This window comes from Prosthecobacter sp., assembly GCF_020439865.1.
GTDB lineage: Bacteria > Verrucomicrobiota > Verrucomicrobiia > Verrucomicrobiales > Verrucomicrobiaceae > Prosthecobacter.
In genome coordinates this window covers 1-23673 of record NZ_JAGRPF010000004.1, presented here as the reverse complement: position 1 = coordinate 23673, position 23673 = coordinate 1, and the positions used below count along the sequence as shown (strand labels likewise).

13 protein-coding genes and 2 pseudogenes are annotated in these 23673 nt (G+C 58.7%); 11 read left to right on the top strand and 4 right to left on the bottom strand.

Annotation, left to right across the window (positions count from 1 at the left end; all coding sequences use genetic code 11):
* Positions 1-48: 48 nt before the first annotated feature.
* From KDL09_RS00210 to KDL09_RS00200, 4 genes and pseudogenes are all read left to right on the top strand, one after another.
* Positions 49-1902 (top strand): annotated as a pseudogene (locus tag KDL09_RS00210) (YHYH protein); the annotation flags it as partial.
* Between the two features lie 135 nt (positions 1903-2037).
* A pseudogene (locus KDL09_RS25140) lies at positions 2038-2637 on the top strand (hypothetical protein); the annotation flags it as partial.
* A gap of 18 nt (positions 2638-2655) precedes the next feature.
* A complete protein-coding gene (locus KDL09_RS00205; protein ID WP_294380103.1) occupies positions 2656-4122 on the top strand; it encodes a sulfatase-like hydrolase/transferase in 1467 nt (488 codons plus the stop codon).
* 10 nt (positions 4123-4132) lie between these two features.
* Positions 4133-5518, top strand: a complete 1386-nt coding sequence (locus KDL09_RS00200) for a metallophosphoesterase (protein WP_294380101.1) — start codon at positions 4133-4135, stop codon at positions 5516-5518.
* A gap of 11 nt (positions 5519-5529) precedes the next feature.
* Here KDL09_RS00200 and KDL09_RS00195 read toward each other — a convergent pair whose 3' ends face one another.
* Positions 5530-7035, bottom strand: a complete 1506-nt coding sequence (locus KDL09_RS00195; protein ID WP_294380099.1) for a sulfatase — start codon at positions 7033-7035, stop codon at positions 5530-5532.
* Between the two features lie 170 nt (positions 7036-7205).
* On the opposite strand from KDL09_RS00195, the gene KDL09_RS00190 reads away from it, so the two are divergent.
* The 3 genes from KDL09_RS00190 to KDL09_RS00180 are packed head-to-tail and all read left to right on the top strand — an operon-like array spanning position 7206 to position 10809.
* The gene (locus KDL09_RS00190) at positions 7206-8354 is read left to right on the top strand and encodes an alpha-hydroxy acid oxidase (RefSeq protein ID WP_294380097.1); all 1149 of its coding nucleotides are present in this window, start codon (positions 7206-7208) and stop codon (positions 8352-8354) included.
* Positions 8351-9955 (top strand): PQQ-binding-like beta-propeller repeat protein, encoded by a 1605-nt coding sequence (locus KDL09_RS00185; protein WP_294380095.1) that lies wholly within the window; start codon positions 8351-8353, stop codon positions 9953-9955. The genes KDL09_RS00190 and KDL09_RS00185 overlap by 4 nt, the downstream gene beginning before the upstream one ends.
* Positions 9952-10809, top strand: a complete 858-nt coding sequence (locus KDL09_RS00180) for an alpha/beta hydrolase (RefSeq protein ID WP_294380093.1) — start codon at positions 9952-9954, stop codon at positions 10807-10809. Before KDL09_RS00185 ends, KDL09_RS00180 begins: the two co-directional genes overlap by 4 nt.
* Before the next feature lie 220 nt (positions 10810-11029).
* Here KDL09_RS00180 and KDL09_RS00175 read toward each other — a convergent pair whose 3' ends face one another.
* The 3 genes from KDL09_RS00175 to KDL09_RS00165 form a co-directional block, all read right to left on the bottom strand.
* Positions 11030-12457, bottom strand: coding sequence for a DUF1501 domain-containing protein (locus KDL09_RS00175; protein WP_294380091.1), 1428 nt, complete (start codon positions 12455-12457; stop codon positions 11030-11032).
* Between the two features lie 4 nt (positions 12458-12461).
* The gene (locus KDL09_RS00170) at positions 12462-15401 is read right to left on the bottom strand and encodes a PSD1 and planctomycete cytochrome C domain-containing protein (protein ID WP_294380089.1); all 2940 of its coding nucleotides are present in this window, start codon (positions 15399-15401) and stop codon (positions 12462-12464) included.
* Between the two features lie 199 nt (positions 15402-15600).
* A complete protein-coding gene (locus KDL09_RS00165) occupies positions 15601-16332 on the bottom strand; it encodes an AraC family transcriptional regulator (protein ID WP_294380087.1) in 732 nt (243 codons plus the stop codon).
* A gap of 257 nt (positions 16333-16589) precedes the next feature.
* Here KDL09_RS00165 and KDL09_RS00160 point away from each other — a divergent pair, with 257 nt between their 5' ends.
* The 4 genes from KDL09_RS00160 to KDL09_RS00145 all read left to right on the top strand — a co-directional run.
* Positions 16590-17996: a sulfatase-like hydrolase/transferase gene (locus KDL09_RS00160; RefSeq protein WP_294380085.1), complete on the top strand. Its 1407-nt coding sequence runs from the start codon at positions 16590-16592 to the stop codon at positions 17994-17996.
* A 109-nt stretch (positions 17997-18105) separates the two neighbouring features.
* Positions 18106-18624, top strand: a complete 519-nt coding sequence (locus KDL09_RS00155; RefSeq protein WP_294380083.1) for a hypothetical protein — start codon at positions 18106-18108, stop codon at positions 18622-18624.
* Complete coding sequence (locus KDL09_RS00150; RefSeq protein WP_294380081.1) at positions 18525-22931, top strand: hypothetical protein; 4407 nt, start codon at positions 18525-18527, stop codon at positions 22929-22931. Before KDL09_RS00155 ends, KDL09_RS00150 begins: the two co-directional genes overlap by 100 nt.
* An 82-nt stretch (positions 22932-23013) precedes the next feature.
* On the top strand, positions 23014-23673 hold a 660-nt coding region (locus KDL09_RS00145; protein WP_294380079.1), incomplete at its 3' end, for an acetylxylan esterase.

The following is a 23673-nucleotide window of genomic DNA, read 5'->3' as shown; positions in this document are numbered from 1 at the left end:
GGAGATTCGTTGAAGCGGTTCTGACGCAGCGGGGGTTAGTAGGGCATCATGAAAGCAATTCCTGTCCTGCTCCTGCTCACCACCGGTCTGCACGCCCACACTTGGAGGGCATCGGATGATCCTGTCGAACGCGAAGCCCTGCGGGCGCACATCTTGAACGAATGGAAGCGCGAGCATGTCCAGGTGGCTTCGGCGGCATCCTCGATTCAAATCGTCGCCGCGGCCGCCGCGAGTGCAGCCAATGCTCCGGAAACGGCGAAGGCCTTTCTGCCGTTCACGCGGCTCGATCTGCGGGCGGATGGTGAGTTTCTCTACGTCGGGTCTAACGGCATGCCGGATCACAACATGATGGTCGGCATCACGGCCTGGCAACAGCAGGTGCCGCTGCCGCAGCGGTATTTCGACGACAATGCGTGGCGCATTCCGTTGCACCCGAAACCGGCGGCGCAGCCGGCGATGATCAAGGGACGCTTTTTGCGCGGTGCGATCGCTTTGGCGGTGAATGGCATCCCGATTTTCAATCCGCAGAACAATCGCGGCGAAGTCAGCTATGAAATTGGCGAACTCGACCAGTGGGGCGGGCATTGCGGTCGTGCGGATGATTATCACTACCACATCACGCCGCTGCATTTGCAGGCGCAAGCGGGGAAGGGGATGCCGGTGGCCTATGCGCTGGATGGTTATCCGATTTACGGCCTCACGGAGCCGGATGGTTCGCCGGTGGGCAAGCTCGACGAGTGTCACGGTCACGAGGCGGCAGGAGGCTATCATTATCACGCGTCGATGAAGTATCCGTATGTCATCGGCGGCTTCCATGGCGAAGTCGTCGAGGCCGGAGGCCAGGTGGATCCGCAGCCGCGGGCGAATCCGGTGCGCCCGGACACGCCGCCGCTGCGCGGTGCGGAGATCACCGGTTTCGAAAGCGCGGGCAAGGATAGCTACAAACTGAGCTACACGGTGAACGGCGACAAACGAAGCGTCTCGTATTCGATCAAGGCGGACGGCACCTATCCCTTCACGTATGACAATGGTCGCGACGGCGTGGTGGAAGAAGTTTATACGTCGCGCGGCGGTCCTGGGGGAGCGCGAGGCCAGGGAAAGGGAGGCGAGATGCGTCGTGGAGACGGGCCACCACCACGACGTGATGATGGAGGACGCCCGCAGGCCTTTGAAGGCATCCTCGACGTGAATGGCGACGGCGTCGTGACGGCGCAGGAGTTTGCCGAACATGCGAAGACACAGGCGGCGAAAAGCGGCTTGTCAGTTGCCGATGCACTGGCGAAGGCGCGGGAGCAGTTCAACACCTTCGATCACAATCGCGATGGAAGACTCGACACGACTGAACTCGATGAACTTGCCGGGAACGCGGGGCCTCGAGACGGCCCTCCTGGTAATGAGATGAAGAACGGCGGTGGTGGTGGTTGTGGCGGCAAGCAGGAAGCGTTTGTCGCTCTGCCTGACCAGCCGCGCAGCAGTGACGGGAAGTTTTTGCTCAGCAGCCCGGTCGTCGAAGACCTCAAAGACCTGCCCGTCGAGTTCACCGGCGATGGTGCTGGCATCAGTCCGCCCTTGGAGTGGAAAGGCGCACCAGCATCGACACAGAGCTTCGCTTTGATCATGGATCACGTCGCGCCGGGCGGTGACAAGAAGTGGTATTGGACCGTTTATGACATCCCGACCTCTGTGAACAGTCTTCCCAAAGACTCGAGGGCGATTGGCAAGATCGGAACGGGCTTCAAAGGCCAGATCGGCTACGAGCCACCGCACTCCAAAGGGCCGGGGGCCAAGACCTACGTGATCACGCTGTATGCGCTGTCCGGACCAATTGAAGTGCGCGGTACGCCGGGTCGCGAAGAGCTCCTCGCGGCGATGAAGGGCAAAGTGCTCGCGAGTTCGTCGCTGCGAGTTGTTTACACGATCGGCGGAGCGGTCGGACAAGTCCGACCGCAAGCAACTGAAGCGTCCACACCTCCTCCCGCTGGAATAGAGCCCCAAAAAGGCGGCGGCAAAAAGAAGAAGGGAGGCGGCCCGCCCGGACTGATCAAGCCGAGCATCGCGGACACGATGAAGCTCCACGTCTATGCCGACAATTGGTTCATGCTCTACGTGAACGGCCGCCTTGTCGCCGTCGATCCCATCCAGTTCACGCCGCACAACGTCGTCAGCGTCGATTTCCTCCCGGAGTATCCGATGACCATCGCCGTGCTGGCGAAGGATAACGCCGATCCGAAGACCGGCATGGAATACGGCACGAACATCGGCGACGGCGGCTTCGTTTTGAAATTCGCTGACGGCACCCTCACGAACTCGACATGGAAGGCCAAGAACTTCTTCCACGGTCCCGTGAACGGTGACACTGCGAATCCGAAAGTGATTCAGGAGCCGCTGCCCGCGAACTGGTGGGCCGTTGACTTTGATGACAGCGCGTGGAAAAACGCCACTGAGTACACCGTCGAGGAAGTCGATCCAAAGCAGCCCTACTTCGAGAACGACTTTGAAGGCGCGAAGTTCATCTGGACCGACCACCTTGCGCTCGACAACACGATCATCTTCCGCACGAAGGTCGAGAAACCCGGCTGGACACCTCGTTGGAACACGAAGCCGGATCTCGATGTGACAGGTGCGCCTCAACGTTGAACCAACTCACGCAGCATTATGAAAGCCGTTTTCATTCTCTTTGTCTTTTGCTCTCCGCTTCTGGCCGTCGAAAAGCCGAACTTCCTCATCATTCTCGGCGAAGCTCAGGGCTGGGCGTCGATGTCGGTGCCGTTGGATGATCGTTATCCTGAGGGATCGAAAAGCGATTTAATCCGCACGCCAAACCTCGACAGCATCGCGCTGCACGGCATCCGCTTCTCGGACTTCTATGCCGCGTCGCCGCGTTGTACGCCGACGCGTGCGGCGCTGGTCACGGGGCGCAGTCCCGCGGCGTTGAACATGACGTTTGTGAACGAGGGCAAGAAGGACGGTCTGGTGAACCCGGGCGACAAGGTGATTCAGCCGACTTGCACCACGGAACTGCCTGCTGGCATCGAGACGATGGCCTCGCTGCTGAAGCGCAGCGGCTACGCGACGGCGCATTTCGGCAAATGGCACCTCGGACGTGCCAATCCGCGCGAGCATGGCTTCGACGAAAACGACGGAGCGAACAGCAACGGTGGACCGGAGAACGTCGAAGATCCGAATCCGAAGCAGTGCTACGCCATCGCCGAGCAGGGGATGGATTTCATGACCCGGCAGGTGCAGGCGAAGAAGCCGTTCTTTCTGCAACTCTCGCAGTATCCCGGACGCGGACCGGTCACAGCGCGTGTGGACACGCTGGAGGCCGTGAAGAAGCGCCTCGGCACTCGCATGGACTTCCAGCGCATCGGCACGGCCGCTGGCAATGAGGAGATCGACAAAACGATCGGTCTTGTGCTCTCGAAATTGAAGGAACTCGGTGCGATGGAGAACACCTACATTCTCTACACGGCCGATCATGGCGCTCAGGGCCGCAACGCGAACGGCATGCTCACCAATGGCAAGGGCACGGTGTGGGAGGGCGGACTGCGCGTGCCGCTCATCGTTTCAGGGCCGGGCATCACAGCGGGGCAGTTCTCGCACGTGCGTGCCAGCACGGTCGATCTGCTGCCCACGGTGATGGAACTCGTCGGTGTGTCCCCGGAGGCGCTGCCAAAGAATCTTGAAGGCGTCAGTCTCGTGAATGTCTTGAAGCGTGATCCGAACGCCGCGCCACAACGGGCGCATGAGGAACTCGTCATCCACTTCCCGCACTACGACAAAGACGAACTCGGTCCCGCATCGGCCATCCTTTACCAGAACTGGAAGATGATCCGGGTGTTCGAAACCGAGCAGCGCATGCTCTTTGATCTGCCGAAAGACATCAGCGAGCAACACGACCTCGCACGGACGAATCCGAATGTCGTGCTCTCGCTCGACAACCGGATGATGGACTACCTGCGCACCGTGAACGCCCAAATGCCGAAACCAAATCCCGATTATGTCGAAGGCGGCGAGAAGTCTGGAGACCGCAAAGGCGGCAAAGGAGGAGGTGGTGGTGGAAAGAAGGGCAAGAAAGGCATGATCAAGGAAGAGACCGGAGTGAAACCCACGACCAATTGAGGAAACAAGCGTGAGGCCTGCATTCACTTCCATTTCCGCAGCCCTGCTCGCGCTGCTTGTCATCGCTGCTGCTCCTGAGGAGAAAAGAAAAGGCAAAGGTCAGGGCGCAGGCCCTGGCGGTCAGGTCGAGCCTGCGGTTGTGCCGCCTTATCTATTCAACGTTTGGCTGTGTCGTCCCGGGACTGACTCGATGAGTGTCAGCGTGCTCGCATGGCAGGACATGGAGGCCTTCATCGCCTATGGCGAACGTCCCGAGTCAATGACTCAACGAACCGCGATGGTGAAACTCAGTGCGGGTGAGCCACAGACGATTCTGCTGGGCCAGTTGAAGCCGGATACCGCTTACTCGTATCAACTTATCTATCGAATCGGTGGCGGCGAACCACTTCGCGATGAGGTGCGCTCATTCCACACGCAACGCGCACCAGCTTCGACCTTCACCTTCGCTATGCAGGCCGACTCGCACCTCGACGTGAGCACCGATGTGCGGGTGTATCAGCAAACACTCGCGAACATGCTCGCCGACAAGCCGGATTTCATGATCGATCTCGGCGACACGACGATGGTGGACAAGTTCGGCAGCTTCTACACGCGCTCCGAGTCCCAATACAAGGCGCAGCGGTTCTATATGGGGCGCATCGCGCACAGCGTGCCGATCCTGATGGTGCTCGGTAATCACGACGGCGAGCGCGGAGATCGTCTGGAGATGGCCGAATGGTCGCTGAACATGCGGCAGAAGTATTTTCCCAATCCCACCGAGGGGAATGACAAGAACAGCTATTTCGCCTTCGAGTGGGGCGGCGCGTTGTTTGTCGGCCTCGATCCGTTTTGGGCCACAAAGCAACGCGGTGCGGACAACTGGAGCGCCACGCTCGGCGATGAACAGTATCGCTGGCTCGTGAGGACGCTCGAAAGCAGCAAGGCACCGTTCAAATTCATATTCATCCATCATCTCGTCGGCGGATTGGGCAAAGATGTGCGTGGCGGCGTCAATACCGCGCCTTACATGGAGTGGGGCGGCAAGAACGCTGATGGCAGCGATGGATTCAAAGAACACCGGCCCGGCTGGGAACTGCCGCTGCATCAACTCTTCGTCAAAACTGGCGTCAGTGCCGTCTTCCATGGCCACGACCACCTCTTTGTGAAAGAAGAACTCGACGGCATCATCTATCAGGATGTGCCTCAGCCCGGTCATCCGAGCGGGGGCACACGCAGCGCGGAGGAATATGGCTACACCGGGACCATTCTCGGCAGTTCCGGTCATCTTCGCGTCACGGTGAGTTCGCATGAGGCGAAGGTCGATTACGTGCGCTCCATCGTTCCCGGTGTCACACGTGACAACCTCGCGAACGGCACGGTGGAGCACAGCTATGTGATCTTGCCACGTGGCCGCTGACCTTGGGCATCCTACTTGCCGAAAGCTTTGCGGAGCTGCTGTTCCAATGCGGCGACTTTGACAGCATGCTCCGGATCGACCGCGAGGTTTGTGGTCTCGTCGGCGTCAGTGGCGTGGTCGTAGAGTTCGCGGTCGATGATCTTGTCACTACGGCTGTTCCACCAGGCGACGAAGCGATAGCGGTCGGTTCTGAGGGCGCGCCCCATGAACTTGTCGCCAAAGCGCTGGTATTGACTGAGGGCGGTCGCATCGACGTTCTTTTCAGGCTCGCGGAGCACCGGCACGAGGCTTTCGCCTTCGAGATGGGCGGGCTTGGGGAGGCCCTGCAACTCGCAGAGGGTGGGGTAGAGATCGACGAGTTCGGCGAGCGTGCGGGTGCGTGCCGGCTTGATGCCTGGCGCGGTGATCATCAGCGGCACGCGGGTGGCGATCTCGAAGTTGGTCATTTTACCCCAGGCGCTTTGCTCGCCGAGATGCCAGCCGTGATCGGACCAGAGAATGATCGTGGTCGTGTCGAGGCGGCCTGTTTTTTGGAGTTCATCCAGCAGCTTGCCGATCTGCGCATCGACGTAGCTGATGCACGCCGCGTAGGCCTGCCGCAGTTCCAGTTGCTTCGCGTCGGGAATGGGGCCGAAATTGGGCACGCCCACGTAGCTGCGCATCTCATAGCCGTTCCAAGCGATGCCTTCCTCGCGATTCGGGGAAGTGGGCATCGTGAGGCCGAGCTTCTTCGCACCGCCGACGTAGCCATCGGAATTGAACCAGGCCATGACTGGGGAGTTCAGCGGCGGCAGCGGATTTTTGGCCAGCCACGTGGCATCGGGATGGTAGAGATCAAAGTAGCGTTTCGGCGCGACGAAGGGCAGATGCGGTCGGCGGTATCCGACGGCGAGAAACAGCGGCTCTTTGCCCGCATGTGAGCGCAGCGTGCGAATCACCTCGGCGGTCATGCGTCCGGCGAAGAGAACGTCGTCTGCGACATCGGGACTTTGCATGACGGGGCAGTCGAAACGCTCCGCGATGATGCTAGGGCCTTCGGGGTGCGCTGGATCGATGACTTCCATCATCTCGCCTTCGCGACCGGGGAAAGTCGGTGCTGACCAGTCGGAGGGCACGTCCCAGCCGTCGTGGCGAACCTTGCCAAAGCTGCGCGTGTGGTAACCATGCTGCTTCAACCACGCTGGCAGCGAGGTCACATCCGGACGGCGTTTGTAAAAGGCCTGCACGTCCGCGTCCTTGTGACTGAAAACACCGACGGAATCCGGCCGCAATCCACTCAGGATCGATGTGCGAGAGGGACCGCACTTCGCATACTGGCAGTAGGCCCGCTCGAAAACGACGCTTCGCGCGGCAAGCCGGTCGATGTTCGGCGTCTGGATGTGCGTGTCGCCATAGCAACCCAGCATGGGACGCAGGTCGTCAACGGCGATCATGAGGATGTCTTGACGCGAGGAATCCGCTCCAAGGATGAAAATGGGGAAGGCAAGAAGGGATGCGATCAGGGCTGGAAACTTCATGAGATGAGAACAAGTGAGCACGGATTTCACACTGCCGACAAGGGCTTATCCTTCGGATCGTCACCGAGGGCCTAGTTGAGCTTCGAGTGCTTTTGGGCGATGAAGAAGTGTGGCCTGCAGCGTTGATCGTCTTGCCTGTTTCGATTTCACTCGCCAGATCCGCCTTTCCCATGTCCGAAGTCTTCAACTCCAACTACCCCTCTATCGAGTATCTGCGTGAACGCGCCCGGAAACGCGTGCCGCGCTTCGCCTTCGAGTATCTGGAGGGCGGCTGCTTCTCGAACATCAACCTGCAGCGCAACACGGACGAGATCCGGCAGGTGCAGTTGCGGCCGTGGTATCTGCGTGACTATCCCGGCTCTGATTTGAAGACGGAACTCTTCGGCACCACTTACGACGCGCCCTTTGGCGTCTCACCCATCGGCCTGCAGGGACTCATCTGGCCGCGTGCGACGGAGATCCTCGCGAAGGCCGCGCACAAGCACAACCTTCCCTTCACGCTCAGCACCGTGGCGACGGCCAGCATCGAAACCGTGGCCGAACTGACGGAGGGCAAAGCCTGGTTCCAGCTTTACCATCCGGCGGAAGACTCGCTGCGTGACAAGCTGCTCGATCGTGTGCGCGACGCCGGGTTCCCGGTGCTCGTCATCCTCGCGGACACGCCCACCTTTGCCTATCGGCCGAAGGAAATTCGCAATGGCCTGTCGATTCCACCGCGCATGACGCTGCGCAACATTGTCCAGATGATGTTTCATCCCACGTGGTCGTTCAGCCAGCTCGCGGCCGGAGCGCCGGAGTTCAAAACGATGAAACCCTATCTGCCAAAGGGGCTGAACATGAAGCACCTCGGTCTCTTCATGAACAAGACCTTCTCCGGTCGTCTCAATCCCGCCAAGATCGCGGCCATTCGCGACAAGTGGAAAGGCAAGCTCGTCGTGAAGGGCATTGTGACCGAAGAAGACGCGGAAACCGCGCTCGGTCTCGGCGTGGACGGCTTCATCGTGTCGAACCACGGCGGACGTCAGCTCGATGCCGGGCAGTCCACGATCAAACCGCTCACCGAACTCGCGCAGAAGTTCGGCCAGCGCACCACGGTGATGATCGACAGCGGCCTGCGCGCCGGACCGGATGTCGCCTGCGCGATCGCCTGCGGCGCGAAGTTCGCCTTCATGGGACGCTCATGGATGTACGGCGTCGCCGCGCTCGGCAAGGACGGCGGTGACCACACGATGACGATGCTCAAACGCCAGCTCAAGCAGGTCATGGAGCAGGTCGGTTGTGAACGCGTCACGGATCTGCCGAAGCATCTGGTGGCATGACAATCCTCTCCAAATTACTCCTCGTTGCCGTCTCGCTGCCCGGCCTGGCGGCTTCACAAGACGGTGGCGGAGCCAACTGGCCTCAAGCTGCGGGGCCAAATCACAATTGGGCGGTGACGACCGATCAACCGGTGCCGCTCAAGTGGAGTGCGGAGACGAATGAAAACATCCGCTGGCGGCTCACGCTGCCGGAGAGCGGTCAGAGCGGCATCGCAGTGTGGGAGGACCGGCTTTTTCTGACGACGATGAAGCCGCTGGCGGCGGATGCGGTGGAGAAGCAGGGAACGGACATCGTGCTCTACTGCGTCAGCGCCGACGATGGTCATATCCTTTGGCAGCAGGAGCCCGCGGGTGATCCGCAGGCGAAGAGCATTTATGCCTACGGCTTCAGCGACAGCAGCAGTCCCACGCCGATCACCGACGGCAAACACGTCTGGTTTTGCAATGCGAGCGGTCAGATGGGCTGCTGGACGATGGAGGGCGAGAAAGTTTGGACACGGAAGTGGACGCCAACGTTGGGCCGCCCCTTCAACAAGCAGTTTGAGCCGATAAAGATCGGCAGCACGGTCATCAATGTGGAGCCGCGTGATCCCGGCGATCCAATGCGCCGTGAAGATGCGTGGAATTACTTGCGGGGATTCGATGCAACGACAGGCGCGCCGCTTTGGATCGCGCCCGAAGGACTGACCCACTACAACACGCCCGTGCTCGGTGAACTGCCGGGTGGTGGTCACGCCGTGCTGTCGGGAAGGGGAGCTCATCATGGAACGCCAGAGTCTCCTGCGGGAATGACGCTCACGCGTGTCGATGGACCGGATGCAGGGAAGGCGCTGTGGACGTGGAATGCGGAACCCGAGGGGAAATGCCTCGTCACGCAGTTCTGGGACGCGCAGTATTCGTACTGGCTCGATGAAACACGCACCGACCTCGTGGTGCTCAACACGAAGGACGGCACCGAGGCGAAGCGCATCTCGTGGATCAAGGATGTGACGATCACCTCATATGACACCGCTTCGCAGACGTTCAGCACGCGCTCGGGAGTCGATTTGAGCCAGGAAGAGCCCGCCATCACCGTCTTCCCGGCCTGGCACTCGAACATGGTGATCCATCCCTTCGTCTATTTCGCCTGCTTCGAGTTCCACGGCAAACGGCAGGGCAGGATGATGGACATCGGCCCCAAGCACAGCCTGGCGCGAATCAACGTCGAGACCGGCAAGGTCGAGTATCTGCAACTGCCGTTTCCGATGCCAACGATCGAGGGCCAGATCGAGAAGAACGGCGAGCTGTTCTACCCGAAAATGACCATCAACAGCCGTGGCATCGATGTCGCGGAGGACAAGCGTTCGGGTCGTTCCGGTTGGTGGTGGTGTTTCAATGGCAATACGATTGCTGTGAATCAGTATCTCTATTTCACTTTCATGTGCGGCAAGGTTCAGGTGATCGACGGTCAGGCGAAGAACTTCGATCAATCCGCGCTGGTTTCCTTCAACGACCTCGGCCCCTTCGGTGAAACGTGGTCCTGCAACACGCCGAGTTACAGCCGCGGACGGCTCTATCATCGCACGATGAAGGAACTGATCTGCATCGAATCCAAACCGTGAAAAACACCGCCATCATCCCCGCCCTGCTGCTCTTCATCGGCTCCGCACTCTCCGCGCAAGGCGTCGAGTTGCAGCCAGACCGTTCGATCACCTACAAGTCCGTGGATGGCGTCGAGTTGAAGATGGACATCTTCGAGCCTGCAGATCTCAAACCCGCGGACCAGCGGCCCGCCATCGTCTTTTTCTTCGGCGGCGGCTGGAGCGGAGGGAGCACCAAGCAGTTCTATCAACAGGCCAGGGCGCTGGCCGATCAAGGCATGGTGGCTTTTTCAGCCGACTACCGCGTGAAGAGCCGGAACAAGACAACGCCGTTCGAATGCGTGAAGGACGGCAAGTCCGCCATCCGGTGGGTTCGTCAGCACGCCGCCGAGCTTGGCATCGATCCCGAGCGAATCGTCGCTTCCGGTGGTTCGGCCGGAGGACATGTGGCGGCCTGCACGGGCGTCATTCAGGGCCATGAAGAAGCGGGAGAGGACACGAGCGTCAGTTCCGTGCCAAACGCGATGATCCTTTTCAATCCCGTCCTCGACACGACGGAGAAGGGCTACGGGGCCAAGAACTTCAAGTCCGAGCAGCAGACCGACATTTCGCCCTGCCATCACGTGCGCAAAGGCATCGTGCCGACAATTCTGTTCCATGGAATCGCGGACAAGACGGTGCCGTTCGAGAATGCCGAACGCTTCACCAAGCTCATGCAGGAAGCCGGCAATGAATGCGTACTCGTACCCTTCGCGGGCAAGGACCACGGCTTCTTCAATGGCTCCTTCTTCCGCAAATCCAACGGAGATGCCGACTATGAAGCCACGATGCAGCGCTCCATCGAGTTTCTGAAATCCCGGGGAATTCTGAAGTAACAGTGACACGTTGGCAGGCAGCCGGAGAATCTTTCGGCAAATGACGGCCATGACTGGAGAGTTCCCCCGAATGGATTCCGCCGGCCGCGCCAAACACGACCACTTTATTTACCTTTAGATGACCCCTGAACGGCCTGGCCTCTTCATGACTCCTGAACACTCCCGCGAGCCAATCGGCGAAGGCATCTCCTCGACCTGATTCAAGTTTCGAAATCCGGGATCACGCCAAAATGTCTTCCACGACATGGCCATGTACGTCCGTGAGTCGCCGGTCGATACCGTTTTGCCGAACGCTAAGTTTCTCATGGTTGATACCCATGAGGTGCAGAATCGTGGCGTGCAGATCGTAGCAGTAGGTCTTGCCGGAGGCTGTTTTGTAGCCCCAGTCGTCACTCTCTCCGTAGGCCACACCCGGCTTGAGTCCGGCACCGGCCATCCACGTGACAAAGGTGCCCCCGTTGTGATCGCGTCCCACGCTGCCTTGGGCGAAGGGCGTGCGCCCGAATTCGGTCGTCCAGATCAAAAGCGTGTCGTCAAACAAGCCGCGCGCTTTCAGATCGCGCACCAGCGCGGCGATGGGTTGGTCGACCGAGGCCGCCATCGGCGGAAGCTCCTTCTCGATGTTGTTGTGGTTGTCCCAATTGTTAACAGGACCGTCCGGCCCACTCCATACCTGCACGAAGCGTGTGCCGCGCTCGACCAGCCGTCGCGCCAGGATGCAGCGCCGGGCAAAGTCTTCCGTTACCTTGTTGTCCAGCCCGTAAGCTTTCCGGGTCGTCTCGCTCTCTCGCGACAAGTCGAAAGCTTCTGGTGCGGCCAACTGCATTTTGGCTGCCAGCTCGTAGGACTGAATTCGGCTGTCCAGCTGGGAATTGGCAGGGTCGCTTTCGGCGTGGTGCCGGTTCAGCTCTGCCAGCAACTTGAGTCCGTCATCATCCGCAGCCCCGCCTGCAAATGGATAACGCTTGTCCGGGAACAGGTTCGAGATGGCTTCTCCCTTTCCGGTGAAGTTGATCATGGTGCCTTGATGCTGAGCCGGCAGGAAGCCCGATGAAAACGCAGCCTTGGCGTTGTAAGGAAGTCCCTTCGGATCGGGCAGCACGACGAAGGTAGGGAGATTGTCACGCAAGGAGCCGAGGCCGTAGGAGATCCAGGACCCCATGCACGGGAAGCCCGTGAGCAGGAAGCCGGTATTCATCATCAACGTGCTTGGGCCATGCACGTTGGTCTTGGACGTCATTGCCATCAGAAAGGTCAATTCATCCACGATCTCGGCCTGATGCGGAAAGACATTGCTCACCCAGCGGCCGCTGTTGCCATGCTGCCTGAATTCAAATGGGCTCTTCATCATCGCCCCGACCGCCGCCGTGAACCCTTCGGGCTTGTTTTTCGGCCCGAGCTTCTGACCATGGAGCTTCTCCAAGGCCGGCTTGTAGTCGAACGTATCCATCGGGCTGACACCGCCTGTCATGAACAATTGGATGACGCGCTTGACCTTGGCCGGGTGGTGAAGACCGCCGTTGAATTCGGGTCTGGGTGTGAAAGTTTCGGACGCCAGAAGATCCCCCAGCGCCAAGGCGCCGAATCCGCCGCCGGACTTGCTCAGGAATCGGCGACGACAAGACAGGTCGGGCTGAAGGGGTGTCATGGCGTTACTCCACGTAGAGGAATTCGTTCGTGTTGAAAAGCAGCCGACAAGTTGCGGCGAGTCCGTGCGCTTCTGCATAGGCTTGCATGCGCGAGAGCTCGAAATTACCGGGCTCGCGCTGCAGAACCCTTCGATAGGCCGACGCGACGCATTGAGAGATGGCTGCGGATTCCTGTTTTAGCTGCCTGGCCAGACAGTCCGCGTGGTAGAGAACAAAGTCGCTATTGAACAACACCAACGACTGCAGCGGCGAGATCGTGTGAGTCCGCTTCGGTGTCAGCAGGCCGAGATTGGGGAAATCCATCGCCTCCATGAACGGATCGGGGATGCCGCGCCAAACGACCCGGTAGATGTCGCGTCGTCCGGCATCGGGGCGACTCCAGTCGTAGGCGTCATAGTTTAGATTCGGTGTCATAAAGACACCCTTGGTCTGCACGAAGTGTTTGATGCCTGGTCCGCCCATGGTCAGATCGATGCGCCCGCAAACCTGGCGGATGCTGTCGCGGTACTGCTCGCCATCGAGGCGCATCGCATTCATGCGCCAGAGAAGGCGGTTGTCGCCGTCGATGCGCGCCGCATCCTCGCGAATGACGGATTGCTGTCGGTAGGCATCGCTCGTGACGATCAGGCGGTGCAGTTTTTTCAACGAACCCTTCGCCTCGTCGCGGAACCAAACGGCCAGCCAGTCTAGCAGTTCAGGGTGCGATGGCTGGCCGCCCATGCGGCCCAGATCGTTCGGCGTGTCACAGATGCCGCGCCCAAAGTGATAGTGCCAGACACGGTTGACGATGCTGCGCCAGGTGAGCGGGTTTTCCGCAGATGCGAGCCACTTGGCCAAGGCTGCCCGGCGTGACGCCTCGTTGTTCGGGTCGGACAGATGAAACCGGCTCTCCAAAACGGACATGGCGGATATGGCTCCCGGATGTGCCACCTCCAGCGGCTGTTCGATGTCGCCGCGGTTGAGGACGTTGACGGTCAGCGGGACGCTCTTCTTGTTCATCCCGAAAACGGTTTGCTGAGCGGACGAGATCGCGTCGAGCTCGGCTGTGGCCACTTCGCTCGCGACGTGTGCTGCGATCGCGAGTTGCTGTTCCTTGCTGCGCTGGTCTGCCGGGGTGGACAGCGCATCACGGACGCCGGGCGGCAGCACCTGTGCTTGCTCAGGTGACGATTCTGTTAGCGACAGACGAAAGCGCCCGATCACATGCTGCGTCCCATGCGACTGTTCGAGAGAGACGGCAAGACGCGACCCGGGTTTGAGTTTGACCGGTTCCTTGAAGAGAAAAACCGCGTAGTGTTTTTTGCCCTCCTGCGGGTGGATGCCCCAGGCGGTCCTGGGATCTCCATCCAGAACGTGGGAGATGGTCCACCCTTCCTGATTGAAATCGGCCGAGGCCGAGAGGATCGGCAGGTTTACCGGCTCTTTCGAGCCGGCTTCAAACAGCTGGCAGGTGAAGGCGTTGAGGTGGAGATTGCCGTTTCCCGGTTGCCGACCGGGGCCGTTGTGCGGCAGTGATTCGTGGGGAAGCAATTCCAGCTTGATGGCGGTTGCCGTCTTCGGCTGTTTGGGCTCGGCTGTGATCACGTAATTTTCTGTGGCAGGTGAATTGCCGCCAGCCAGGATCGACCCATCGTCGAGCAGCTTCAGTTCGGCGCCGCCGGTAGATACAAAAGTGGTCGGTTGCAGCACGTCCCAGCTGGCATCGCCCCCACGCCTGTCCGCCCAGGCTTTGGCTTCACGCTGATGGTCTGCGGCCAGCAGGATCGTTGCATCTTTCTGCTCGGCGGCCTTCAGCAGCGCCTGCCACGGCTTTCGCTTCGCTGCGATGCGCGGATCCGCGTCGTACTTCATATCGCCTTTGTCCACCCCCGCGAACACCGCTTGCAGAGCGTAGTAGTCATCCTGCGAAATAGGGTCGAATTTGTGGTCGTGGCAGCGGGCACAACCCGCGGTGGCACTGGCGAAGGATGCCATCGTTTGGTTGACCATGTCGTCGCGGTCCAGATAGGCGAAGGTGACGGGCGCGGTTCCCTTGCTGCTTACCTCCAAGGGGCCGGCTCCGATGAATCCAAGCGCAACCATTTGTTCGGGGTGGAATACGTCGGCGGCCAGTTGCTCGCGGATGAACCGCGGCCAGGGGACGTCGGCGTTGAATCGCTCGATCACGTAGTCACGGAAGCGCCACGCATTCGGCCGCTCCATGTCATGCTCGCAGCCATGGCTGTCGGCGAAGTGAATGGTATCAAGCCAGTGCCGGGCCCAGCGCTCGCCGTAGCGGGGCGAGTCTAGCAGCGCATCGACCAGCCGCTCGTAAGCCCCGTCACCCGGATCCGCTTCAAACTGTTTCAGCGATTCCCAAGTTGGCGGAAGCCCGTGCAGTCCGTAGGTGAGGCGTCGCAGCTGCGTGCGGCGATCAGCGTGAGGAGATGGCGACACGCCACTGGCTTGGCGCTTGACCGACAAAAAGGCATCGATGGGGTGGTTGATTCCCTCGACCTTGGGCGGACCGGTCGGCTTAAGCGGTCGCAGTGACCACCAATTAGTGTCCGGTCGCTCGACCTTGGCGGTGCCTTTTTCGCCGCGCGGATCCAATGCACCAGCGCGCACCCAATCGACCAGGATTTTGACCTCAGCTTCTGTCAGAGCCTCCTTGGGCGGCATCGCGTAGTCATCGTCCAGCCGATGGACGGCTTTAATCAGGAGGCTTTTGTCTGGATCACCCGGCACGATGGCCGGACCACTGTCGCCGCCAACACTCCAACCTGCGCGCGAATCCAAGGTCAGACCGCCCTTCATCTTGCCCGATTCGTGGGAATGGCACTTGAAACACTTTTCCTGCAAAAGCGGAAGAACCTTGTCATTAAAGTGGGCCAAATGCCCGGCTTTAGCTTCCTCTGCGACCACACGACTCACCGTCAGCGCTGCCATCAGGGCGATGATCACGTGCGAGTATTGAGATCCTTCTGACATGTTCTTATCGCTGATTGAGATACGGCATTCGTTTCACGATCATCCCGACTTGGTGCACATCGGTTGTCTTCCAAGATACGAGAGTATGGCTGGCGTGCTTCAATGATACCGACGTTTAGTTGAACTATTCGCGCATTTCGGGTGCACGTCCAATTTCAGGATCGATCGCCAATCAGGTGTAACGCTCCCGATAAGCCTTTGGCGAGAGGCCGGTGATCGCTTTGAACTGTCGGTTGAAGTAGGTCTGGCTGTTGAAGCCGCAGGAGAAGCAAATCTCGGTGATGGAGTCGTCCGTGTTGATGAGTCGACTGATCGCCTTGTTGACGCGCACGTTGACCAGGTAGCGGATCGGTGACTTGCCCATCACCTTGGCGAACCTCCTGTTCAGCTGGCTGACCGACAGGCCGATCAATAGAGCAAGCTGCTCTGCACGAATGGCTTCGGCATAGTTAGTGTTTACGAACTCAATCACCTCCGCCAGGTCGAAGAACGGCTTTGCCTCGATGCCGGCCATTTGCTGATCCCGGAAGGTGCAGATGATGCCGCAAATCTCTCCGGCGCGATTGCGCAGCGGAAACTTGTGGGCCACACACCAGGAGATGACACCGGCCCCATCGGGGACCATCCAGCGCTGATTGATGAAATCCTTGCCGGCAAGCGTGCGTCGATCCTCCTCCAGATACAGTTCCGCAAAACTGCGATCGTAGAGGTCGAAGTCAGATTTGCCGATCATCCTCCGCGGCGTGGTTTTGAGCATGTCGGCGTATGCTTTGTTCGCATAGACGTAACGTGAGTCCATGTCTTTGACGAAAACCCGGATGTCCGGATATTGGTCCAGAGGAGCGAGAAACGACTCGATCGAGTTTTCGAATCCAAGCTCTGGAATGGAGACGCTGTTTTGCATGTGATGCTGGAACGACAGACCATGTGGAGTTCCATGGAGGGTTCAATGCTCCTGTTTCATCGTCCCTGTCCCGGGCCGAACACTCAACATCTTCGCGGCCAGTTCCCCAACGCCGACTTCAATGGCGATGGTGTCATCATTGCTGTAGATAAAAGAAGCTGAGCCGGGGTTTCGTCCTGCCATGAAGAAATATGTCCGGTTTTCCACCTTCGAACGGGATACAAAGTCAGACTACAGAGCATGCACTTTCTCCAACCATGATTCAGCCAGTCACAGTCCTAACCGCCATTTTATTGCTCTCTGCATTCGCAAAAGCAGCACCGAAGGCCGACGTAATCAAAGCTGCCAACACTGCAAAGCCCAACATCGTCTTCATCTTCGCCGATGACTGGGGCTGGGGCGATCTGTCGTGCCACGGGCATCCGTATGTGAAGACACCGAACATTGACCGGCTCGCGCGCGAGGGGACGGACTTCCAGCGCTTCACCGTTGCCAGCGGCGTGTGTTCGCCGAGCCGCACGGCGGTGATGACGGGTCATTTCCCCGCGCGCTACAACATCGATGGCCATTTTGCATGGGCAAAGAACAACGCGCAGCGCAACATGCCGGACTGGCTCGACCCAAAGACACCGACGCTGCCGAAGATGCTGCAATCCGCAGGCTATGCGACGGCGCATTTCGGGAAGTGGCATCTCTCGAATGACATGATCCCCGATTCGCCGCTGCCGAAGGTGTATGGCTACGACGAATACGGTGCCTTCAACTGCGCGGGCGAGCAGATGCCGGTGCACGAGGATGCGCGGCACGCCATCGCCTTCATCGAGAAGAGCGCGGCGGCGAAGAAGCCGTTCTTCATCAACCTCTGGATGCACGAGCCGCACACGCCCTTCCACACCGTGCCGAAATACGAGTGGCGCTTCCGCGACATGAAGAGCCGCGAGGATCAAATCTACGCCTCGGTGCTGTCGCACGCGGATGATCGCATCGGCGAAGTGCTGGACGCGTTGGATCGCCTCAGACTCAGCGAAAACACGCTCGTGATCTTCAGTTCCGACAACGGCCCGGCACGCGCGACGAAGCCGACACCGCTCGAACTTCAATACGATACCGCCACGGGCGCGGGCTGGGGCATCGCGGCGTCCAAAGGCATCACCGCCGGTCGCAAAGGCTACAAGGCGGCGCTGTTCGAGGGCGGGATCAACGTGCCGTTCATCGCCCGCTGGCCGGGGAAGATCGCAGCGGGCAAGATCGACAACGCCTCGCTGTTTTCCACCGTCGATCTGCTCCCAACGTTCTGCGAACTTGCCGATGCCAAGTTTCCTGATGGCTATGAACCCGACGGCATCAGTCAGGTCTCCGTCTTGAAAGGCGCGGCGAGCACGACGCGCAGCAAGCCGTTGTTTTGGAAGATGGGCGGCGGGAAGGACTCCGAGTTCCACTGGGCGAACTATGCCGTGGTAGATCAGCAATGGAAGCTGCTGACCACCGCCGACGCCAAGCGCGTGGAACTCTACGACATCGCTGCTGACGCGCTTGAAACCAAAGACCTCGCCAAAGAAAAGCCGGATGTCTTGAAGGAGCTCTTCTCCAAGCTCGAAGCGTGGAAGGCCACGCTGCCAGAAAAGCCGAGCGGCGATGTGTTCTCTGCGGAGCGGGCGAAATAGTGATCCGACGAACGCCGCCGATAACTCGGCGCTGGAGTCTGCTTGCTTCACAGGATCGTCGTCCAGACTTTTTGCGTAACCATCGGCGTATTCGGGTTTGTCTCTTTGAATGACTCTCGATTTCGCCAGCCAGATCACCGGCAGCCAGCAGCGGTTGTATGCCTACATTCGCTCGCTGCTGGATAACTCTGCCGCGGCTTGGGATGTGGTGCAGAGGCGGAAGCAGGTGGAGTTCACGCAGGGTACGAAGTTTGATGCCTGGGCCTTCACGGTGGCGCGGTTTCAGGTGCTGGCCTGGCTGCGGGATCGGAAGCGCGAGCCGCTGGATGTTATTACAGAATATCCGAAATTCCCACGTTCCACACTGCAAGGACGCAAAATACCTGCATTTTGCAGCCTGGATCCGCACGCATCTGAGGTAGAATGGCGTGGATCTTACATTGGCAACCGGTTCAGAACAGGAATCGATAACCATCATCACCAGTTTCAGCAGTTTAGAACGCAGGCATTTTCAGCGACGCTTCCAAAATGGATAAAACGCCATCAGACTTCATCGACATCGGCCGTCGTTTTCGGTCTCATGACGAGTCAAAGGCTGCTGAAACTGCCGCTACTGAGAGCTATCTAGATGCTTGGGGGACAATCGCGACTGTTGGATGGGAGAAGTTGATCGAGAAAGAAGGTGTTCACATTGTGCTCGGGGAGGCTGGTAGCGGCAGGACGTATGAGTTCAAAGCACAAGCCAACGCGCTGCGGGCAACTGGTGAAACGGCATTCTTCATCTCTCTGCATCGTCTAAGTCAGACGCCATTATCCCGGTTGCTCGACATCAGCGAGGTGGAACAGTTGGAGGCGTGGCTGAAGGGCGGCCATCGGGCCTTCTTCTTTCTGGATGCTGTAGATGAGTCAAAGCTGACCCGGAATTCCCAGTTTCGCGAGGCACTGGATGCTCTTGGCAAGGTGATCAGCCCCGCCGTGTCCCGTGCGCGGATATTCATATCTTCACGCGTAAAGGATTGGTTGCCTGAGACGGATCGTCGACACGTCGTTGAAGCCTTTGATCTGATGCGCCCTGTCGCGCAGCTCAGTTCCGCTGCAATCGCCAGAGAGGCAGAATTGAATGAGGCAATCGGGAACGACTTCGAAGCAGCCATCGAGACGGAGGAAGGAACGGCCCCCAAATCGAATCTTCAAACGATAGCCGTGTGGTGTATCGCCGGGTTAAACCAATCCGGGGTTTGCAGATATGTCCAAGGTCGTGGCATACCGGACGGGCAAGCATTTCTTCAGTCGATGTCAGAAGCCTATGCTTGGGAGCTTGCCGCCCGCCCGCTCGACGTGAACTTCCTTATCGAATTCTGGAAGAAGAATCACCGCATCGGTAAGCCCGCAGAAATGTTCGAAGCTCTGGTTCAGTCCCAACTCACTGAGCGCCCGGAGAAGTCAGAATACGATCGCGCCTTCCCACTTGCTATTGCTCGGGCCAGACAAGGTCTCGAGACACTTGCTGCGGCTACCATCTTTTGCCGCAGGCTTGATTTCGAGATACCAGATGACAGCCTCATTACCTCGGAGACAGCAGGTTTGAATGCTCAGGCGTGCTTGCCTCAAGATTGGCAGCCTGCGGAGATTCACGCATTGCTGAGTCGCCCATTGTTCGACGCAGCCATTTATGGAACGACTCGCTTTCATCATCGAAATCTCGCTGAGTATCTTACTGCGCGGTGGTTGATGAAACTGATCCTGCAAGAGTGCCCGATCTCTGAGGTGATGGACGCGCTGTTCGTCGCATCCAGAGGTGCGACCATTGCACGGCAAAGCCGTTTGGCTGTTGCTGTCTGGCTGGGTTGTATCGGGGAGGAACCCTGGGTGAGCAGAGTTCGAGATCGGCTGCTGGAGAGTGCGCCCGAAGCATTTTTTCGTTATGGCGATCCTTCCTTGCTCAACGCAGAGTTCAAGTCACAGATTCTCGATGCCGTTGTCCAGCGATTCGCAGGCCGAGAAATGCTGCGAATTGAGACTGCCGAAGTCACCCTGAGCCGATTGGGAGAACCAGGGTTGGCCCAATCGCTTGTAGCTCATCTTTCTTCATCCGCTGTGTCGGATGCTCTGAAATGCGAGTTCATGACCTTAGCCCGTGTTGCTCGTGTTGAGGCTGTAGTTCCAACGGCGCTTTCACTCTTGAGTCAAGCAGGCACGAGCAGCAGATTGATCACGCTCAGCATGTGGTTGGTCGAAGAGTTGGGGACTCCTGCGGATCTTCAGGTGATGTCCGGCTGGGTGAGATCACTCCCGACTCTAACATGCGATCGTTGCTGGAAGGCCGCGCAGATGTTGTTCCCGACCTGCTTAGCGCCATCGGACCTAGTGCAGCTGTTCCGCCGATTGAGCGATCCAGACAAGGCATCCAACCACCTCACCTATAGCCTGCGGCACTGCTTCGCGAAGCTCGACGATAGAGCGATAATCGGGAGCACTCTTGAGCAACTTGTAGCGATGATTGAGGAGGAACCGCACTTCGCCGACTCCGTGCTTTCACAGAGCAATGTTTGGCTGGTTCGCACCATCAGCCCCTTGTTTCGGGCGTTACTGAAATTTGGCAATCTGTCCGAGCAACACAAGATCTTGGTAGCAAGAGGCATGTGGCTATGCACCCAGGATCCAGCGAGAGAGCCATCAGACTATGGCTTTGACGATGATGGAGAGGGGAAGAAGTGGACGGTGGCGTCAGTCACGGAGGATCACCCCGACGTTCGGAGGGAAGTCTTCTGGCTTCACTTCACGCAAGAGCACCAGCGTTATGAGCAGCGCCAGTCTTGGCACGTAGCAAGTTGGGTATGGTCGCACTATCTCAAGAATCCAAAGACCACTCACGATGATCTAACCTGGGCTCTTTGCGATCTAGCTCCCACGTCGAGCAGTGATCGCCGACTGGGGGCTCTCTATATTGCCAGTCATTACTGGTTCCAACAGAAGAAGCCCCGAGCATTGCAACGCCAGATTAATGCTGCGATTCGGGACTCGACGGAACTCGTCGAGGTGTGGCGTTCTCAACGGAGCGTTTCGCCGGGGCAACGGCTGAAGAACTGGTGGGAACGGCAGAAATGGGACGGTATCCGATGCGGTTACTGGTGGGAACGCAGGTGGGCAAAGGTCACAGGGGTTTATTGGAGAGTGCGAAACATGATCTGGCTGGCTTGTCATCGTCGTGCTCTTAGAGCCGGGAAGCTTCCACGCGTTCTTGTTCAATTGATTGAAGTGAATGGATTTGACTCAAAGTGGGCTCCCAAGACTTGGGACAAGCTGACCGCCAAGCATGGGAAGGCGATCGCAAAAGCTACACAGCAAGGCTGTATTGCCTTTTGGCGCACCTTCGATCCGCGTCACTCAACATCCAGAGAGAACTCTGTCGATAATCGGATCATCATCGGTCTCACGGGACTTCAAAGCCAATGGACATCCGGCCAGTGCGATTTCCCGCAGTGGTCCTCAGATGAGGTGGCAAAAGCAACACGCTATGCGTTACAAGAGATGAACGGCTTTAGTGATTGGTTGCCATCGCTGGCAAAACACCAACCACAACCAGTGTGCGACACGCTGGCCGAGGCGATGGAGGATGATTGGCTCCGTGCTGATGGAACCGGTGGCATCCGCGTCGTGGACCGTTTGAAATGGTCGAAGTCTGGGCTTGGCAAGCTCATGGCCAGTAGAGTGTTGGCGCGATTGCAACTCGGCGATCCTGCTAGTTCCGAAGGCCTGCACACAGTGTTGCAGATGCTCATTCGCCATTCCGACACTCTACATCAAGTGTATGCCGATCTAGCCGCCGAACGCACGCCAACCTATCCTTGGGATCACGCTAGCCATCGTGCATGGTTGCTGATCTGGCTTCAGACCAACACAATCGGGGCACTCGATTACCTCAATGGATTATTCACCTCTTCAGTGATGAATGAGCAGCAGAAGCGTGACTTGGTTGTGGGACTCTGCGGAAGCTTGGACAGTCGCTTTGATCGAGAGTGTCTCTTTTCCAATCCTGACTATATGCGGACATCTGTCGCGCCGCGCTTTATTCGCTGGGTGTATCAATGGGTAAACGAACGGGAAGACATTCGCCGTGGTAGCGGGAGTTACTCACCGGGCCCAAGGGATCATGCGCAAGATTTCCGAGGTTCGCTCCTTGGACGGCTCGCAGAACAGGAGTCTATCGAGGCAGAGACGGCGCTGGTGTCGTTGATTGCTGAACCGCAGATGGCGAACACTCGGGACTATCTTCTTCATTTGTTGGATGGCGTTTCGCGACGCCTTGCAGATGGGGAGAGTTGGGTTGCCGAGTCGTTACGAACTTTTGAAAGCTCTCACACGGCGACGCCGCAGTCTTTGGCTGACCTGTTTCGCATGGCTTGCCGACGTCTCCAACGCATCAAGGATGAGGTGGAGATGCCTGATGACATTGTGCGTAACGGTTACGTTCGACCCGGCGACGATGAGGCCGCGATGAGGAGGTATCTTGCCATGCGTCTAACCGACCTCAGCGAAGGATACTACAATGCACCCCAAGAGTCAGTCGTGAACGGTGAACGTCGCCCTGATCTCCGACTTCAACGGTCAGGCATCCCAGGGGCGGTGCCCATTGAGGTCAAACTTGGCGACGGAAGGAGCGTGAACTCCCTCATTGCTGACCTCGAAGGCCAACTCGCAGGGGACTACCTCACGAATCATCAAAGCCGACACGGGGTGTTTGTTGTGGGCTTTGTTGATCCGCGAGTTCGGGACTATTGGCTGCACCCAACAACCAGTTCCCACCTCAGCTTCCAAGAAGTGGTCGCCCATCTAAAAGCGCACGCGGAGTCATTCTTGGCGACTCAACAAGTCGTTCTTGGACTGGAGGTTGTGGGCATTGACTTCCGACCGCGAGAATCTGCACGAGCATGAGTGGCGCCTAATCCTCTATCGACCAAGGTGCCCTTGGGTTTGCCAGGTGCCCCCGATCACAATCATTTCTCCAACGACCACAATGAGCCTCGAAACCAACCGCCGAACCTTTCTTCGAACCGGAGCCGCTGCGGCTTCGACTTCGCTCTTCGATTTGCATCCGCTATTCGCCACCGAAGACGTCCCGCAGTCCGTTCAGGAGCTGTGGGACGACTTTGATCCGCGGAAGGATCCGCTCGAAGTCGAGGTCGTGCGCGAGTGGAAGGAGGACGGTGGTGTGTATCGCTACGTGCGGTATTTGAGTGGCACGTTCAAAGGCAAGCCTGCGCGCATGGCAGCTTTTTATGGATTCCCTGAAGGTGCGAAAGAAAAGCTGCCAGCGGTGATGCACATGCATGGCGGCGGGCAGCGGGCGTTCCTGGAGGAGGTAAAGACCTATGTGGGCCGAGGATATGCGGCGCTCTCGGTGAACTGGGGCGGACGCGAGATGGAGAATGCGAAGCCGGGTGACCCGAACACGGACTGGGGCGGCGTGGACCCGACGCAGCAGAATGTGCCGGGGTATTTCAATCTGTTGCCGGGAGACAAGTTCTTGGTCGATCACGAGTCACCGAAGAACAACAACTGGTATCTCCTCACGCTGGGATGTCGTCGCGGGCTGACGTTTCTGGAACAGCAGCCGGAGGTGGATGCGGAGCGCATCGGCATCTTCGGCCACTCGATGGGCGGCAACCTGACGATG

What these genes read in the sequence shown, in the direction of transcription:
- KDL09_RS00205 (WP_294380103.1), top strand. Translation starts at nt 2,656, where the DNA reads ATGAAAGCCGTTTTCATTCTCTTTGTCTTTTGCTCTCCGCTTCTGGCC.
- KDL09_RS00195 (WP_294380099.1), bottom strand. Translation starts at nt 7,035, where the DNA reads ATGAAGTTTCCAGCCCTGATCGCATCCCTTCTTGCCTTCCCCATTTTC.
- KDL09_RS00190 (WP_294380097.1), top strand. Translation starts at nt 7,206, where the DNA reads ATGTCCGAAGTCTTCAACTCCAACTACCCCTCTATCGAGTATCTGCGT.
- KDL09_RS00185 (WP_294380095.1), top strand. Translation starts at nt 8,351, where the DNA reads ATGACAATCCTCTCCAAATTACTCCTCGTTGCCGTCTCGCTGCCCGGC.
- KDL09_RS00175 (WP_294380091.1), bottom strand. Translation starts at nt 12,457, where the DNA reads ATGACACCCCTTCAGCCCGACCTGTCTTGTCGTCGCCGATTCCTGAGC.
- KDL09_RS00165 (WP_294380087.1), bottom strand. Translation starts at nt 16,332, where the DNA reads ATGCAAAACAGCGTCTCCATTCCAGAGCTTGGATTCGAAAACTCGATC.
- KDL09_RS00160 (WP_294380085.1), top strand. Translation starts at nt 16,590, where the DNA reads ATGATTCAGCCAGTCACAGTCCTAACCGCCATTTTATTGCTCTCTGCA.
- KDL09_RS00155 (WP_294380083.1), top strand. Translation starts at nt 18,106, where the DNA reads ATGACTCTCGATTTCGCCAGCCAGATCACCGGCAGCCAGCAGCGGTTG.
- KDL09_RS00150 (WP_294380081.1), top strand. Translation starts at nt 18,525, where the DNA reads ATGGATAAAACGCCATCAGACTTCATCGACATCGGCCGTCGTTTTCGG.